At 66.3% G+C, this 14,011-nt stretch carries 14 protein-coding genes; 6 read left to right on the top strand and 8 right to left on the bottom strand.

The genetic code is table 11. From position 1 onward, the window contains the following. Positions 1–66 precede the first annotated feature (66 nt). Entirely contained in the window at positions 67–621 is a 555-nt protein-coding gene (locus tag AZL_RS08665; protein WP_042442833.1) for a hypothetical protein, read from the top strand. Positions 622–648: 27 nt separating this feature from the next. Here the strand turns inward: AZL_RS08665 and AZL_RS08660 are convergent, their stop codons facing one another. Together AZL_RS08660 and AZL_RS08655 are read right to left on the bottom strand one after the other, a co-directional pair. Next, positions 649–1,353, bottom strand: a complete 705-nt coding sequence (locus AZL_RS08660; protein ID WP_012974252.1) for an alpha/beta fold hydrolase — start codon at positions 1,351–1,353, stop codon at positions 649–651. Between the two features lie 17 nt (positions 1,354–1,370). Next, positions 1,371–1,916, bottom strand: coding sequence for a hydrolase (locus AZL_RS08655; RefSeq protein WP_012974251.1), 546 nt, complete (start codon positions 1,914–1,916; stop codon positions 1,371–1,373). A gap of 256 nt (positions 1,917–2,172) precedes the next feature. Here AZL_RS08655 and AZL_RS08650 point away from each other — a divergent pair, with 256 nt between their 5' ends. Both AZL_RS08650 and AZL_RS08645 read left to right on the top strand, forming a co-directional pair. Further along, positions 2,173–3,738 carry a DEAD/DEAH box helicase gene (locus AZL_RS08650; protein WP_012974250.1) on the top strand — a complete coding sequence of 522 codons (1,566 nt, stop codon included), beginning with the start codon at positions 2,173–2,175 and terminating at the stop codon, positions 3,736–3,738. 4 nt (positions 3,739–3,742) lie between these two features. Further along, the gene (locus tag AZL_RS08645) at positions 3,743–3,985 is read left to right on the top strand and encodes an Lrp/AsnC ligand binding domain-containing protein (RefSeq protein WP_012974249.1); all 243 of its coding nucleotides are present in this window, start codon (positions 3,743–3,745) and stop codon (positions 3,983–3,985) included. A gap of 67 nt (positions 3,986–4,052) precedes the next feature. Here the strand turns inward: AZL_RS08645 and AZL_RS08640 are convergent, their stop codons facing one another. Continuing rightward, positions 4,053–4,472, bottom strand: a complete 420-nt coding sequence (locus tag AZL_RS08640; protein ID WP_012974248.1) for a winged helix-turn-helix domain-containing protein — start codon at positions 4,470–4,472, stop codon at positions 4,053–4,055. A 17-nt stretch (positions 4,473–4,489) separates the two neighbouring features. Then, entirely contained in the window at positions 4,490–5,614 is a 1,125-nt protein-coding gene (locus tag AZL_RS08635; protein WP_012974247.1) for a PLP-dependent cysteine synthase family protein, read from the bottom strand. A 189-nt stretch (positions 5,615–5,803) separates the two neighbouring features. On the opposite strand from AZL_RS08635, the gene AZL_RS08630 reads away from it, so the two are divergent. Continuing rightward, positions 5,804–6,535 (top strand): DUF6065 family protein, encoded by a 732-nt coding sequence (locus AZL_RS08630; protein ID WP_012974246.1) that lies wholly within the window; start codon positions 5,804–5,806, stop codon positions 6,533–6,535. Here AZL_RS08630 and gmk read toward each other — a convergent pair whose 3' ends face one another. Both gmk and AZL_RS08620 read right to left on the bottom strand, forming a co-directional pair. Next, on the bottom strand, positions 6,536–7,183 hold the full coding sequence (gene gmk, locus AZL_RS08625) for a guanylate kinase (protein ID WP_042443671.1): 648 nt from the start codon (positions 7,181–7,183) through the stop codon (positions 6,536–6,538). 39 nt (positions 7,184–7,222) lie between these two features. Further along, positions 7,223–8,089, bottom strand: coding sequence for a YicC/YloC family endoribonuclease (locus AZL_RS08620; RefSeq protein WP_042443670.1), 867 nt, complete (start codon positions 8,087–8,089; stop codon positions 7,223–7,225). 164 nt (positions 8,090–8,253) lie between these two features. Here AZL_RS08620 and AZL_RS08615 point away from each other — a divergent pair, with 164 nt between their 5' ends. Further along, positions 8,254–9,015, top strand: coding sequence for an SDR family NAD(P)-dependent oxidoreductase (locus AZL_RS08615; protein ID WP_012974243.1), 762 nt, complete (start codon positions 8,254–8,256; stop codon positions 9,013–9,015). An 11-nt stretch (positions 9,016–9,026) separates the two neighbouring features. Here the strand turns inward: AZL_RS08615 and AZL_RS08610 are convergent, their stop codons facing one another. Both AZL_RS08610 and rnd read right to left on the bottom strand, forming a co-directional pair. Next, the gene (locus tag AZL_RS08610; RefSeq protein ID WP_042442831.1) at positions 9,027–10,313 is read right to left on the bottom strand and encodes a hypothetical protein; all 1,287 of its coding nucleotides are present in this window, start codon (positions 10,311–10,313) and stop codon (positions 9,027–9,029) included. Between the two features lie 283 nt (positions 10,314–10,596). Beyond that, the gene (rnd, locus tag AZL_RS08605; protein WP_012974241.1) at positions 10,597–11,787 is read right to left on the bottom strand and encodes a ribonuclease D; all 1,191 of its coding nucleotides are present in this window, start codon (positions 11,785–11,787) and stop codon (positions 10,597–10,599) included. A gap of 381 nt (positions 11,788–12,168) precedes the next feature. Between rnd and aspS the strand changes: the two genes are divergently transcribed. Continuing rightward, entirely contained in the window at positions 12,169–13,995 is a 1,827-nt protein-coding gene (aspS, locus tag AZL_RS08600; protein ID WP_012974240.1) for an aspartate--tRNA ligase, read from the top strand. Positions 13,996–14,011: the final 16 nt, after the last annotated feature.

Genomic DNA, 14,011 nt, shown 5'->3' with positions numbered 1-14,011 from the left:
GACCACTCGCGTCTGATGGCGGCGCTGCCCATATCCGGTGCTGGGACATCAACGGACGATCTCATCATGCGCATGCTCCCGTCCTTCGCCGCCCTTCTGATGAGCGCCTGCGGTCTCGCCGCCTGCACCAATGAGCGGGTGGTGGCGAGCGAGCCGACGCCGGCCTATACGCGCAGCGAGGTCGCCTATGCGGCGGGTAACCGCGATCTGCGCGTCGTGCTGCATGGCAACCCCTTCGGCCTGCCGCCGGACCGCTTCGCGGAAGCGGTTCTGCCCCATATGCAGGACCGCGTTCTCGGCGTGAAGACCAACCTGACCACAACGCCCAACGACACGGCGCGGCGTGACTACAAGGTGGTGCTGGCCTTCAACGTCGCGGAGACCATGCTGAATTCCGCCCTCTGCACCGAGGGGCCGATCCCCACCGCGCCGCCGGGCGGCCCCATCGTCGTGCAAGGCGCCTTCTGCCGGTCCGGTGGCGCGCTGACCTCCGCCACCGGCTGGCTCGACCGGCCGCAGGGTCCGGACGATCCGGATTTCCGCAACCTGATCAGCGATATGACCCTGTCGCTGTTCCCGACCCAGCGCGCCGAGCTGTTCTGTGGCCTGCCGAACTGCTGAGGATGACGTGTCGATGGTTGCGCGGCGTCAGTCACCCAGCAGCCAGTCGCGCATCAGGGCGGTGACCGCCTGCGGTTGTTCCATCGCCGACAGATGGCCGCACGCCTCGATCAACGCCAGCCGGGCGCTGGGGATGGCGTCGGCCATTTCCTCATGCAGCGCCGGCGGTGTCAGGATGTCCTGGCGCCCGCAGATCACCAGCGTCGGGCAGCGGATGGCGGCAAGGCCCGGCCGGCTGTCGGGCCGGTCGATGATCGCCTGCTGCTCCCGCGCATAGCCGTCGACGCCGACCCGCTCCATCTGCGCCAGCACCGAGCGGACGAAGCCGTCGTCGGCCAGCCGGTCGGGATGGATCAGGCGGGGCAGGGCGGCGCGGATGACCTGTCCATAGCGGCCCTGGTGGGCGAGCGCCACCGCCTCCCGCCGGGTCGCCGTCGCCTCGGCCGTGTCGGGGCGGGCATTGGTGTCGAGCAGGGCCAGCCGCCGCACCCGCTCCGGCGCGCGGCGCAGAATCTCCAGGGCGACATAGCCGCCCATCGACAGGCCGGCGACGGCGAATCGGTCCGGCGCCTGGGTCAGCACCTTGTACGCCATCGTGGCGATGCTGGAGCAGTCTGCCAGTTCAACCACCTGCGGAGCGGCGATATCGCCGAGATGACGGACCTGATGGTCCCACAGCGCCGCATCGAGCGGCATGCCGGGCAGCAGGATCAGGGTGGGACGTTCCGACATCGTGTTTTCTCCCGCGTTCACTTCATCAGCGTCAGAACGGCCTTGAAGACGGGCGTGCCGGCCCGCTCCAGCCATTCGAACAGCACCATTTCGGTGGTGACGATGGTGACGCCGGCGGCGCGCATCCGCTCCAGCGCCATCGCATGGTTGGCGGCGGTGCGCGACGACACGGCATCGGCCACCAGATAGACCTTGTGGCCGCGCTGGAGCAGCCCGAGGGCGGTCTGCATCACGCAGACATGCGCCTCCGTCCCGCACAGCACGATCTGCGGGCGCTTCAGCGCCTCGATCGCGGGGTTGAAGGCCGGTTCGCCGGTGCTGGCGAAGGTGATCTTCTCGATCACCGGCGTGGTGGCCGGCAGATGGGCGCGCACCGCCGCCGCCGTCGGTCCCAGGCCTTGCGGATATTGCTCGGTCACCAGCACCGGGACCGACAGCGCGGCCGCTCCCTTCAGCAACGATCCGGTGTTGCGGATGACGCGATCGGAGTCGTGGATGGCCGGCAGCAGCCGTTCCTGCACATCGACCACCAACAGCACCGATTCCTGGGCGCGCAGAATCATAAAATGCTCTCGACCGTTCCATTTGAGGCGGGCACTCCCGTTCAGGGATGCCGGCAAGCGCCGCGACTCGGGCACTGCCGGATCCCAACCTAGCGCAGCGCGCGAAGTTCGCCAACGCGGCGCATTTTCACCTGGTTTTTCGGCATTGGAACATCGGATCTATTGACATGCAGCTTTGACTTCCTATTCTTCGGCCTCATCCAGGCATCGGGCGTCGTACGCTCGATTTGCGCACTCCAGAACAGAAACAGGTTGGATGCTTTTTTCGGAACTTGGGCTTGGCCCTGACGTCCTGCGCGCCATCGAGGACAAGGGTTACACCCAACCGACGCCCATTCAGGAACAGGCAATTCCCTGTGTCCTGCAACGCCGCGACGTGCTGGGCTGCGCGCAGACGGGCACCGGCAAGACGGCGAGCTTCACCTTGCCCATGATCAGCATCCTGGCGTCGGGCCGCGCCCGCGCGCGGATGCCGCGCTCGCTGATCCTGGAGCCGACGCGCGAGCTGGCCGCCCAGGTGGCGGAAAGCTTCGAAGTCTACGGCAAGTACCACAAGCTCAGCATGGCGCTGCTGATCGGCGGCGAGACCTTCACCGAACAGGTGAAGAAGCTCGACCGTGGCGTCGATGTGCTGATCGCGACTCCGGGCCGTCTCATCGACCTGTTCGAGCGCGGCAACATCATGCTGAACGACATCAAGGTCTTCGTCATCGACGAGGCCGATCGCATGCTCGACATGGGGTTCATCCCCGATATCGAGCGCATCGTCAGCAAGCTGCCGAAGAACCGTCAGACCCTGTTCTTCTCGGCGACCATGCCGCCGGAAATCCGCCGCCTGGCCGATGCCTTCCTGACCGATCCGATGGAGATCACCGTGGCGCCGCCGGCCTCCCCGGCCGAGACGGTGACCCAGGCCCTGGCCCTGGTCCACGAGATGGACAAGCGCCGGGCGCTGCGCCATCTGTTGCAGACCGAGGACGTCAAGAACGCCTTCATCTTCTGCAACCGCAAGCGCGACATCGCCGTGTTGCAGAAGTCGCTGGAACGTCATGGCTTCAATGTCGGCGCGCTTCACGGCGACATGGTCCAGTCCAAGCGTACCGAGACGCTGGAGCGTTTCAAGCAGGGTGAGATCACGCTGCTCGTCTGCTCCGACGTCGCCGCCCGTGGCATCGACGTGCAGGGGTTGAGCCACGTCTTCAATTTCGACGTGCCGCTGACGCCCGACGACTATGTCCACCGGATCGGCCGCACCGGCCGCGCCGGCAAGCAGGGTCGCGCCTTCATGCTGGCGACGCCGGATGACACGAAACTGGTCGGCGCCATCACGCGCCTCATCAAGCGGGAGATTCCCATGATCGCCATCGACGGCCTGGAGACGGCCGAGTTCGGCGAGGAAGACAGCAGCTCCCGCGCTCGTGGCCGTGGCCGCGGAGGTCGTGGTGGTGCCAAGCCGGACTCCCGTTCCGAGGCCCGTCCGCCCCGTGGCGGCCGTGAGGAACGCGCCCCGCGCGAAGAGATGGCGCCTCGCGAAGAGCGTGCCGCCCGTGAGGAGCGGCCCCTGCGCGAGGAGCGTCCGGTTCGGGATGAGCGTCCGGTTCGGGAGGAGCGCCAGCCCCGTGAATCGCTGGCCGCCGCCGAGTCCCGCCGCAACAGCGAGCCGCGCCGTGATCGCGACCGTGACCGCCGCCGCCGCCGTGACGATGACGACGATGACGTGGTTGTGATCGGTTTCGGTGATCATATGCCGGCCTTCATGCTGCGCTCGGCCCGCCCGCGTCCGTCCGCCGAAGCCTCGACCGAACCGTCGCAGGAGGGCTGAGCCCGTGCAGACCATCTTCGTCATGGTCAAATGCGAACTCGGCCGGGCCTATGAGGTCGCCGACCAGGCTGTCCAGTTGATCGAACAGGTGTCGGAGGTGCATTCCATCTCCGGCCAGTATGATCTGCTGATGAAATGCTACCTGAAGCAGGACGACGACATCGGCCGCTTCGTGACCGAGCATGTCCAGACCCTGGCCGGCGTGCGCGATACTTTCACGCTGATCGCCTACAAGGCCTTCGCATAGGCGATTCTGCCTTGCGAAACGAAAAAGGCCGGGCATCTTGCCCGGCCTTTTTTGGTCGTGGAGCACGTCACGCGCTTGGCTCGCATCCTGGTCCGACTCCCGGATCATTGGCGAAGCTGCCGTCATCCGCCTGCTTGTCCGCCCCGTAATCCGGGTTGGTTCCCGCAGCCAGGGCGGCCAGCCGGTGAGCGGTCGCCACATGGGCTTCGCGTTCGACCGCGCGGTAATGGTCGATCACCTGCTCACCGAAAGCCGTCAGCACGGTGCCGCCGCCATGCTTGCCGCCGACGGCGGCGCTCACCACCGGTTCGCGGAAGATGCGGTTGAGATCGTCGACCAGAAGCCAGGCGCGGCGGTACGACATCCCCAGCGTCCGGCCGGCCGCGGAAATGGAACCGGTCTCGCGGATCCGTTCCAGCAGCATGATCTTGCCGGGGCCGATGGACCCGCCGCTTTCGAAATCGATGCGGATCCGCATCCGGGTCATGGCCGTGTACCTCCCCGTCAGCGCGCCGCGCTTTCCAGCCCGTCGCCATTCCAGACGCCGGTGGCGAAGAAGCCGTCGATCCGCTCGCACCATGGCTCAATGTCCAGCCCGGTCGCGGCGACCCAGTCGCGGTTGAAGTAGCTGTCCATATAGCGTTCCCCGGAATCACAGATCAGCGTGGCGACGCAGCCCCGCCGGCCCTCCCGCATCATGCCGGCGATCAGGTCGATGGCGCCGACCAGATTGGTGCCGGTGGAGCCGCCGCAGGCGCGGCCCAGCCGCTTGCGCAGCACCCAGACGGCGGCGACGCTGGCGGCGTCGGGCACGCGGATCATACGGTCGATCACCGTCGGCTGGAAGGACGGCTCCACCGTCGGCCGTCCGATCCCCTCGATGCCCGACCCCCGGCTGACGCTGGCCTTGGGATCATTGTCGCGGAAGCCGGCGAAGAAGGCGGAATGCTCCGGGTCGGCGACGCAGACGCGGGTCGGCAGCCGACGATAGCGCACATAGCGCCCGAAGGTGGCGGAGGTGCCGCCGGTGCCGGCGCCGCAGACGATCCAGTCCGGCACCGGATGGGGTTCCTGCGCCAGCTGGTCGAAGATCGACTGGGCGATGTTGTTGTTGCCGCGCCAGTCGGTGGCGCGCTCGGCATAGGTGAACTGGTCCATGAAATGGCCGTCGCAGGCCTGGGCCAGCCGCTGCGCCTCGGAACAGACCTCCGACGCGCGGTCCACCATATGGCAGCGGCCGCCATAGAACTCGATCTGGGCGATCTTGGCCGGCGAGGTGTTGCGCGGCACCACCGCGACGAAAGGCAGGTCGAGCAGCTGGGCGAAATAGGCCTCCGACACCGCGGTCGAGCCCGATGACGCCTCGATCACCGTCGTGCCCTCGCGCACCCAACCATTGCAGATCGCATAGAGGAACAGCGAGCGCGCCAGCCGGTGCTTCAGGCTGCCGGTCGGGTGGGTCGATTCGTCCTTCAGGTACAGCGAGATCCCCCGCACCGCCGGGATGGGCAACCGCAGCAGGTGGGTGTCGGCGGAGCGGTTCACGTCCGCCTCGAGTCGGCGCAAGGCCTCGTCGAGCCAGCTGCGGCGGTTGGTTGCGGTGGCGGAGGCGGGGAAGGGGGTGGTCATGGGACTCTGTCCGGCGATTGGCTGGGGTCATCCATAGCGCGGAATTTTACCGAATGCACCCGGTAGAATAGGCTGTCTGGCCGTTCGAGGCTTGCCTGCCACGGAGGACCTCCGGATGATGGCGATCATCGACGCTTCGGAATGACGCCGAATGACGCAGCGGACCGAAATCTGGCAGGATGCCATGCCATGACATTGATCGCTTATCCGCTCTCGGGCGCGCCGCCCGACATCCGTCCGGCTCGTGCGACGCGCGACTGGATCGACGCATTGCCGGAACAGTATGGCTACCGCTGCCTGCCGCTGAACATCGCCAGCATGCATGGGTGGGAGCTGTGCTGTCCCCTGCGGGTGACGGCGGTCTGGGACGGCGGTACCGGTGTCGAAGCCATCACCGTGACGGCGGACGAGCCGCATCATCTGCTGCCGGCCAGCCATTTCGGCAGCGGCGTGCTGACCTTTCACGTCGCGGCGCTGTTCCGCACGCCGCCGGGAGTCAACCTGATGGTCACCGGCCCGCTGAACCATCCGAAACATGGCATTCTCGGCCTGTCGGGGATCATCGAGACCGATTGGTCGCCGTACCCCTTCACGATGAACTGGAAATTCACGGCGCCCGGCGTGCCGGTGACCTGGGAGAAGGGAGAGCCCTTCGCCCATCTGATGCCGGTCCAGCGTGGTCTGGTGGAGAGCCTGACACCGGAAATCCGCGACCTGGACAGCGATCCGGAGACGGCGGCGCAATACCGCGCCTGGGCGGCCTCGCGCAGCCAGTTCAACGCCGATCTGCGGACGGCGGGCAGCGCCGCGGCACAGGAGCGCTGGCAGAAGGGCTATTATCGTGGAAAGCAGCCCGACGGCGGCGACGGCCCGCCCGACCATGAGATCAAGGTCAGGGCGAAGCCGTTCCCGAACGGGTAGTTACAGCGTGTCCTGGATGCTGCGCACGAACTCCGGCAGGCCGATCTGGCGGCGGCGGCGCAGCCGTTCGGCATGCAGGATCGCCTCGACGGCGGCGATGCTCTCCTCCACGTCGCTGTTGACGATGACGTAGTCATATTCCGGCCAGTGGCTGATCTCGTTGGACGCCTTCGCCATCCGGTTGGCGATGACCTCCTCCGAATCCTGGCCGCGGCCGCGCAGGCGACGCTCCAACTCGCTGACCGAGGGCGGCAGGACGAAGACGCTGACGAGATCATCACGGGTATTCTGGGCCAGCTGCTGCGCGCCCTGCCAGTCGATGGCGAACAGCACGTCGCGCCCGGCGCCCAGCGCATCCTCCACCGCCACCCGCGGCGTGCCATAGCAGTTGCCGAAAACCCGGGCATGTTCCAGCAGGTCGCCGGTCTCCGCCATGCGGTCGAAACGCGGCTGGTCGATGAAGTAGTAATCCACCCCCTCGACCTCGCCGGGACGCATCGGCCGGGTGGTCACCGATACCGACATGGTGATGCCGCCGTCGCGCTCCAGCAGGCCGCGGGCGATGGTGGTCTTGCCGGCGCCCGACGGGGAGGACAGCACCAGCATCAGGCCGCGCCGGTGGATCGGGGATGTTTTGGTCGCAGCCATGGCGTTCACTCGCAGTTTCCGGTCATGCAGGTACGAGGGTCACTCGATATTCTGGACCTGTTCGCGAAGCTGCTCGATCGAGGCTTTCAGCGACAGGCCGATGCGGGTCAGTTCGACGTCCGCCGACTTGGAACAGAGCGTGTTGGCCTCACGGTTGAATTCCTGGCACAGGAAGTCGAACCGGCGGCCGATGGCGCCGCCCTCCGCCATCATGTCGCGCGCGGCCTGGATGTGGGCGCGCAGCCGGTCCAGCTCCTCCCGCACGTCGGCCTTGCCGATCAGGATCGCCGCCTCCTGGGCCAGCCGCTCCTCCGACAGGGCGGGGAAGGAGCCGAGAATGGCCGCGACCTGGGCGCGCAGCTTTTCGCGCAGCGCCTCCGGTTGGGTCGAGGCGCAGGCCGAGGCCGCATCCACCAGCCGGGCGATCTCGTCGAGATGGCCGTTCAGCACCTCGGCGATGCGCCCCCCCTCGGCGAGGCGGTTGTCCACCAGCAGCGCCACCAGCTTGGCCAGATCGGTCTTCAGCGCCGATTCGACGCGCTCGCGCGCCTCGGTCTCGTCCTCCTCGACCGGCTCGATGATGCCGCGGACGGCCAGCAGCGAATCCAGGCGTGGCGGGGCGGCGCCGGCGCCCTCGATCTCCCGTGCGATCTCCAGCACCTGGGCCAGAAGCTCGCGGTTGATGCGCAACTGCGAGACCGCCTGGGCGCGGTTGGCCACCAGCGTCAGGTTGACGTTGCCGCGGGCGAGCCGCTTCGGCAGTTCGGCGCGGGCCGCCGCCTCGACGCTGTCGAACCCCGACGGCAGGCGGCAGCGCAGATCCAGGCTGCGGCCATTGACGCTCTTGACCTCGAAGGTCCAGGAATAACCGTCGCCGTGCCCGTCGACGCGTGCGAAACCGGTCATGCTGGCGATGACGGGGCGATGGGCTGGCAAAGGCGGCCTCGTTTGAAAAGCGGTTTCGATTTGAGTCGTGCTTATAAACGCGACATCACCCCACAACAAGCGTCGGCACCATCGGGCAATCGGCGGGCAATCGGCAGGCGACCGGCAGGCAGGACAGGACCTCCATGAAGCAACCGCGCTCCATCGTCATCACCGGCGCCTCCAGTGGCATCGGCGAGGCCCTGGCTCGGCTTTATGCCGGCCCCGGCATGGCGCTCGCCCTGACCGGCCGCGACTCCGCGCGGCTGGAGGCGGTGGCGCGGCACTGCCGGGCCGCCGGCGCCCGCGTCGATGCGGCGGTGATCGATGTGGCGGACCGTTCGGCGATGGCCGGCTGGCTGGCGCGGATCGATGCGGCGGCGCCGGTCGATCTGTTGATCGCCAATGCCGGCATGTCGGCCGGCACCGGCGACGGGGGCGAGACGGAGGAGCAGGCCCGCCGCATCCTGGCGGTGAACATCGACGGGGTGCTGAACAGCATCCATCCGCTGCTTCCGGCCATGCGGGCGCGGCGGCGCGGTCAGATCGCCCTCATGGCCTCGCTGGCGGGATTCCGCGGCCTTCCCGGCGCACCCGCCTATTGCGCCAGCAAGGCGATGGTGCGGGTCTATGGCGAGGCACTGCGCGGTGATCTGGCCGGGGAGGGGATCGGCGTGTCGGTCATCTGCCCCGGCTTCGTCAAAAGCCGGATGACAGCGGTCAACCGCTTTCCCATGCCCTTCCTGATGGAAACCGATGCCGCCGCCCGCGTGATCCGCCGTGGGCTGGAGCGCAATGCGGCGCGAATCACCTTCCCCTGGCCGATGATGGCCGCGGTCTGGCTGCTGGCGCTGCTGCCGCCGGGCTGGACCGATGGAGTGCTGCGGCGGGCACCCCGAAAACCATGAATAAGGACCCCTCAATCCACCTTGGCGTGGGCGATGGCCTCGCGGACGCTGACGCCCTTGCGCATGATGTTGTCCACCGCGCGGCCCTGCACCAGATTGATTCCCATCTTGTGGGCATAGACCAGGCTGGTGACGCTGTCGCAGCGCGCCAGGATGAATTTGCAGCGGTCCTGTTCGGCGATGCGGTCGCGGAAATACTTCTCGAACGACGGGTCCATCTCCAGCATGTCGTTGGACCAGAAGATCTTGGCGTAGTCGGCGTTCAGATATTCCAGATCGAAGTTGGTCACCCAGAACGGGTTCAGCCCGTCGACCGCGATCTGGTAGCGGCGATCCTGCGCGAACTCGACGACCTCGTTGAACAGTGACAGGTTTTCGATCAGGTCGCCTTTCGACACCTCCAGAACCACCTGTCCGCGAAAATCGATCGGCAGCCTCTCGTCGAACTTGACGAAGCCGGTCGAGATCACCGTGGATAGGTTGATGTTGATGCCGATCCGCCGCCCGCGCATGAAGCTCAACCCGTGGTTCAGGGCGCGCAGCACCGACTGGTCGAGATTGGCGGTGAAGTAATTGAACAGCCATTTGTTGGCGGTGATGTCATAGTCCGGACAAAGCCGTTCCTGCAACAGCTTGATGGAGATGTAGAGTTCATAATACTCCATCTCCGAATCGCCGGTACCGATATTGGCAATGCCCTGGTTGAATAGGAAAGGCGACAGGTCGAACATCTGCATCGAGCGTTCGAGCTTGCCCAACTCCTCCAGCGTGATCGGCGGTTTTGTCTCGGTGACGTGGCTGCCGGTCTCGTTCGCCTGCAACTCCTCGATGAAACGGATGACGTTGATGAAGTTCAACGCCAGTTCCATGATCGAATAGAGCGAATATTCCTTGTAAGGGTTCGGGCCGGTCAGCGTCGTTTTGGACAGGAACACCTGTTCGACGGTCTGACACACATCGGTGACGCCGGTCAGCTTCAATCCCTTGTAGAGGATGATGACGTCGCCGTTGGAGATGTTGAAGGATTGCAGATAGGACGCCTTGTTCGCCAGTTCCTGGATGATGCTCCGCACCATCATCTGGCTGGTCGGGTCGCGGTCCTTCAGAAGAGACAGGTGCATGTGGATCAGACGCATGCCCTGAAGTTCGTTTTTCGCCGACCGCAGCAGGTTCAGCAGCTTGTCGTTGTCGAACTCCGGCTTCTGATCCTTGGCGGCGGCGACGGCGGCCTGCTTTTCCGTCGTGGAAAGCCGGACTCGGTCCCGTCCAATGGGGGGTCTGCCGCCAAACCTGCTCATACCGTTTTCACTCCCACAACAAGCGTCGCGCCTGCCAACCACCCGGATCGCCAGCCGCTCGTTGTTCGGCAGCTTTTTGTCATCCATCCGGGCGGCGATGCCCGAATGATAGCGCCGGTCCGCGGACTGGTGGATTTCTCCGATCCCTCCAAAGCCGCAAACCCTAACCGATCTTAATCGTAACCATCTTTAAAAAGCCCTTAAGGCTGATGTCCGGGCGCAGCACGCGCCCGGACATCGGCAAAAGGCGTCCCAATCATCGAAGCGACGCCATCCGAAAAGGTCAAGTTTCCGATTCGGCCAAAGCCGCCGATGGCCTCGGTTCGCCAGCAGGAACGATGCGGACGCGCCGATCGATGACCGCAAGTCCGATCTTTCCATGCTTCAGGGCAAGTGCATCGTTGCCGAACAGTTCGCGTCGCCAACCCTGCATCGCGGGAACGTCTGCGTCATCATCGGCCGCCAATGCTTCCAGATCGGCCGATGACGCGACCAGCTTTGCCGCGACATTGTTCTCGTCGCACTTCATCTTCAGCAGGACGCGCAAAAGCTCCACGATCGGTTGCAAACCCGGTGTCGGTTCCTCGCGCGGTTCGACATGGGGCAGGGCGCTGTCCGGCAGGTCGAGCCCGGTCCGCACCGCGGCCAGCACGTCGGCCCCCTGGCGCCCCTCGGCGAAGCCGCGGCCCAGCCCGCGGGTGCGGGCGAGGTCGTCGACCGTGGTCGGCGCATGGGCGGCGATCTCCAGCAGCGCCTCGTCGCGCAGCACGCGCGAGCGCGGCTGGTCGCGGCGCTGGGCCTCGCGCTCGCGCCACGCCGCCAGTTCCTTCAGGATCGCCATGAAGCGCGGCTTGTTGGTCCGCACCTTCAGCCGCAGATAGGAGCTGTCGGGATCGACCCGGTAGGTTGCCGGGTCGGTCAGGATCGCCATCTCCTCCTCCAGCCAATGCGACCGGCCGGAACGGGCGAGACGGCGCTTCAGCTTCTCATAGGCCGGGCGCAGGTGGATGACGTCGGACAGGGCGTAGGTCAGCTGGCGCTCGGTGAGCGGCCGGTGCGACCAGTCGGTGAAGCGGCTGGACTTGTCGATGCGGGCGCCGGCCAGCTTGGTCACCAGCGTCTCGTAGCCGACGCTCTCGCCGAAGCCGCAGACCATCGCCGCGACCTGGGTGTCGAACAGCGGATGCGGGATCTGGCCCGACAGGTGCCAGAAGATTTCGACATCCTGGCGGGCGGCGTGGAACACCTTCAGAACCGACGGGTCGCTCATCAGCGCGAACAGCGGCGTCAGGTCGATGCCCTCGGCCAGCGGGTCGATGGCGACCGCCCCGTCGGGCCCGCCGACCTGGACGAGGCACAGTTGCGGCCAATAGGTCTTTTCCCGCAGGAACTCGGTGTCGACCGTGATGTACTCGGTCCCTGCCAGCGACTGGCAGAAGGCCTGAAGGGCGTCGGTTGTCGTGATGAGCGTCATGGTTGCTTCATACACGACCGAACGGGCGGGTGAAAGTCCGCCGACGCGCCGGATCGATGCGTGTGGTGAATGAAAGGGGCGCTCGGGCGGTGGGGCGGCCGACCGTTCCCCCGGATTTTCCCAAAGTGGCGTGGTCTCGTCGCGCCGGTGGTACAGTGCCGGTGTCCGGACGGTGCGGCCATCGGGAGGCAGTGGTGAACAGGTGGACAGGGTGGCGGAAACCGTTTCACGGTGTTTCAAACGTTCCGTTCCGGCCGCCGCGTCTCCGGCGTCGCGTCCTTGTGCGCCGCCCTATCGCGGCTTGACTTTCGCGCGCGTCCGGTGTGGTGTGTCGAACCGCTTTTTCCGCCGGAATCCGACCTTTTCAAGGTGTTTCGACCCATGCACCCCTACCGCACGCACACCTGCGGCCAGCTTCGTGAAGAGAATGCCGGTGAGACCGTCCGCCTGTCGGGCTGGATGAACCGGAAGCGCGACCATGGACAGCTGCTGTTCATCGACCTGCGCGACCATTACGGCCTGACGCAGTGCGTGGTCGATACCTCCAACCCGGCCTTCGAGGTCGCGAACCGGCTGAAGCTGGAATCGGTCATCACCGTCACCGGCAAGGTGGTGAAGCGCACGGCCGAGACCATCAACGACAAGCTGCCCACCGGCCGCATCGAGATGCAGATCGCCGAGCTGGCCGTGGAAGGCGAGGCGGAGCAGATCCCGCTTCAGGTCAACCAGGACACCGACGCCGGCGAGGATGTCCGCCTGCGCTACCGCTTCCTCGACCTGCGCCGCGAGCGCATCCACGAGAACATCATGCTGCGCTCGCGCGTGATCGCCTCGGCGCGCCGCCGCATGATCGACCAGGGCTTCACCGAATTCCAGACGCCGATCCTCACCGCCTCCTCGCCGGAGGGGGCCCGTGACTATCTGGTGCCCAGCCGCAACCATCCCGGCAAGTTCTACGCCCTGCCGCAGGCGCCGCAGCAGTTCAAGCAGCTGCTGATGGTCGCCGGCTTCGACCGCTATTTCCAGATCGCCCCCTGCTTCCGCGACGAGGACGCCCGCGCCGACCGCAGCCCGGGCGAGTTCTACCAGCTCGATTTCGAGATGTCCTTCGTCACCCAGGAAGACGTCTTCGCCGCCATCGAGCCGGTTCTGCACGGGATCTTCGACGAATTCGGCGGCTTCCGCCGCGACTCGAAGCCGGCCATCGACGGGCTGCCCTTCCGCCGCATCTCCTACGCCGAGTCGATGCTGAAATACGGCAACGACAAGCCGGACCTGCGCAACCCGCTGGTCATCACCGACGTGACCGAGGTGTTCAAGCGCGACGACGTGGAGTTCCGCGCCTTCAAGCAGACGCTGGAGAAGGGCGGCGTCGTCCGCGCCATCCGCGCGCCGAAGGTCTCCGACCGTCCGCGCAGCTTCTTCGACAAGCTGAACGACTGGGCGCGCGGTCTCGGCGCTCCCGGTCTCGGCTACATCGTCATGGAGGCCGGCGGCGGCAAGGGCCCGATCGCCAAGTTCGTGCCTGAGGCGGCGCAAGCCGCCCTGCGCGAACTGGCCGGTCTCGAGGATGGCGACGCGATCTTCTTCGTCTGCGACCAGCCCGGCCCGGCGGCCAAGCTGGCCGGCTTCGCCCGCACCCGCATCGGCGAGGAACTCGACCTGATCGAGAAGAACGCCTTCCGCTTCTGCTGGATCGTCGACTTCCCGATGTACGAGCTGGACGAGGAGACCAACAAGGTCATCTTCAGCCACAACCCCTTCTCCATGCCCCAGGGCGGCCTGAAGGCGCTGGAGACGATGAACCCGCTCGACATCAAGGCCTACCAGTACGACATCGTCTGCAATGGCGTGGAGCTGTCGTCGGGCGCCATCCGCAACCATCTGCCGGAGGTGATGTACAAGGCCTTCGAGATCGCCGGCTACCCGCCGGAGGAGCTGGAGGCCCGATTCGGCGGCATGCTGAGCGCGTTCAAGCTGGGCGCCCCGCCGCACGGCGGTTCGGCTCCGGGCATCGACCGCATCGTCATGCTGCTGGCCGACGAACCGAACATCCGCGAGGTCATCGCCTTCCCGCTGAACCAGCGGGCGGAAGACCTGCTGATGCAGGCGCCGGCACCGGTCGACACCGCCCGCCTGCGGGAACTCCACCTGAAGCTCGACCTGCCCAAGCCGAAGGTGGCGGCCCCGTCCGCGCCGCAGGCGTGAAGAGCAGCTTCCGCCG

Origin of the sequence: Azospirillum sp. B510 (assembly GCF_000010725.1) — a bacterium.
Lineage (GTDB): Bacteria > Pseudomonadota > Alphaproteobacteria > Azospirillales > Azospirillaceae > Azospirillum > Azospirillum lipoferum_B.
The sequence above is the reverse complement of the archived record's forward strand: the minus strand, read 5'-3'. Positions and strand labels throughout refer to the sequence as shown.

Bases quoted from the DNA above. Each gene is read 5' to 3' on its own strand.
- AZL_RS08610 (WP_042442831.1), bottom strand. From the start codon at position 10,313: ATGAGCAGGTTTGGCGGCAGACCCCCCATTGGACGGGACCGAGTCCGG.
- AZL_RS08650 (WP_012974250.1), top strand. From the start codon at position 2,173: ATGCTTTTTTCGGAACTTGGGCTTGGCCCTGACGTCCTGCGCGCCATC.
- AZL_RS08615 (WP_012974243.1), top strand. From the start codon at position 8,254: ATGAAGCAACCGCGCTCCATCGTCATCACCGGCGCCTCCAGTGGCATC.
- AZL_RS08635 (WP_012974247.1), bottom strand. From the start codon at position 5,614: ATGACCACCCCCTTCCCCGCCTCCGCCACCGCAACCAACCGCCGCAGC.
- AZL_RS08660 (WP_012974252.1), bottom strand. From the start codon at position 1,353: ATGTCGGAACGTCCCACCCTGATCCTGCTGCCCGGCATGCCGCTCGAT.
- gmk (WP_042443671.1), bottom strand. From the start codon at position 7,183: ATGGCTGCGACCAAAACATCCCCGATCCACCGGCGCGGCCTGATGCTG.
- aspS (WP_012974240.1), top strand. From the start codon at position 12,169: ATGCACCCCTACCGCACGCACACCTGCGGCCAGCTTCGTGAAGAGAAT.
- AZL_RS08655 (WP_012974251.1), bottom strand. From the start codon at position 1,916: ATGATTCTGCGCGCCCAGGAATCGGTGCTGTTGGTGGTCGATGTGCAG.
- AZL_RS08640 (WP_012974248.1), bottom strand. From the start codon at position 4,472: ATGACCCGGATGCGGATCCGCATCGATTTCGAAAGCGGCGGGTCCATC.
- AZL_RS08630 (WP_012974246.1), top strand. From the start codon at position 5,804: ATGACATTGATCGCTTATCCGCTCTCGGGCGCGCCGCCCGACATCCGT.
- rnd (WP_012974241.1), bottom strand. From the start codon at position 11,787: ATGACGCTCATCACGACAACCGACGCCCTTCAGGCCTTCTGCCAGTCG.
- AZL_RS08665 (WP_042442833.1), top strand. From the start codon at position 67: ATGCGCATGCTCCCGTCCTTCGCCGCCCTTCTGATGAGCGCCTGCGGT.
- AZL_RS08620 (WP_042443670.1), bottom strand. From the start codon at position 8,089: ATGACCGGTTTCGCACGCGTCGACGGGCACGGCGACGGTTATTCCTGG.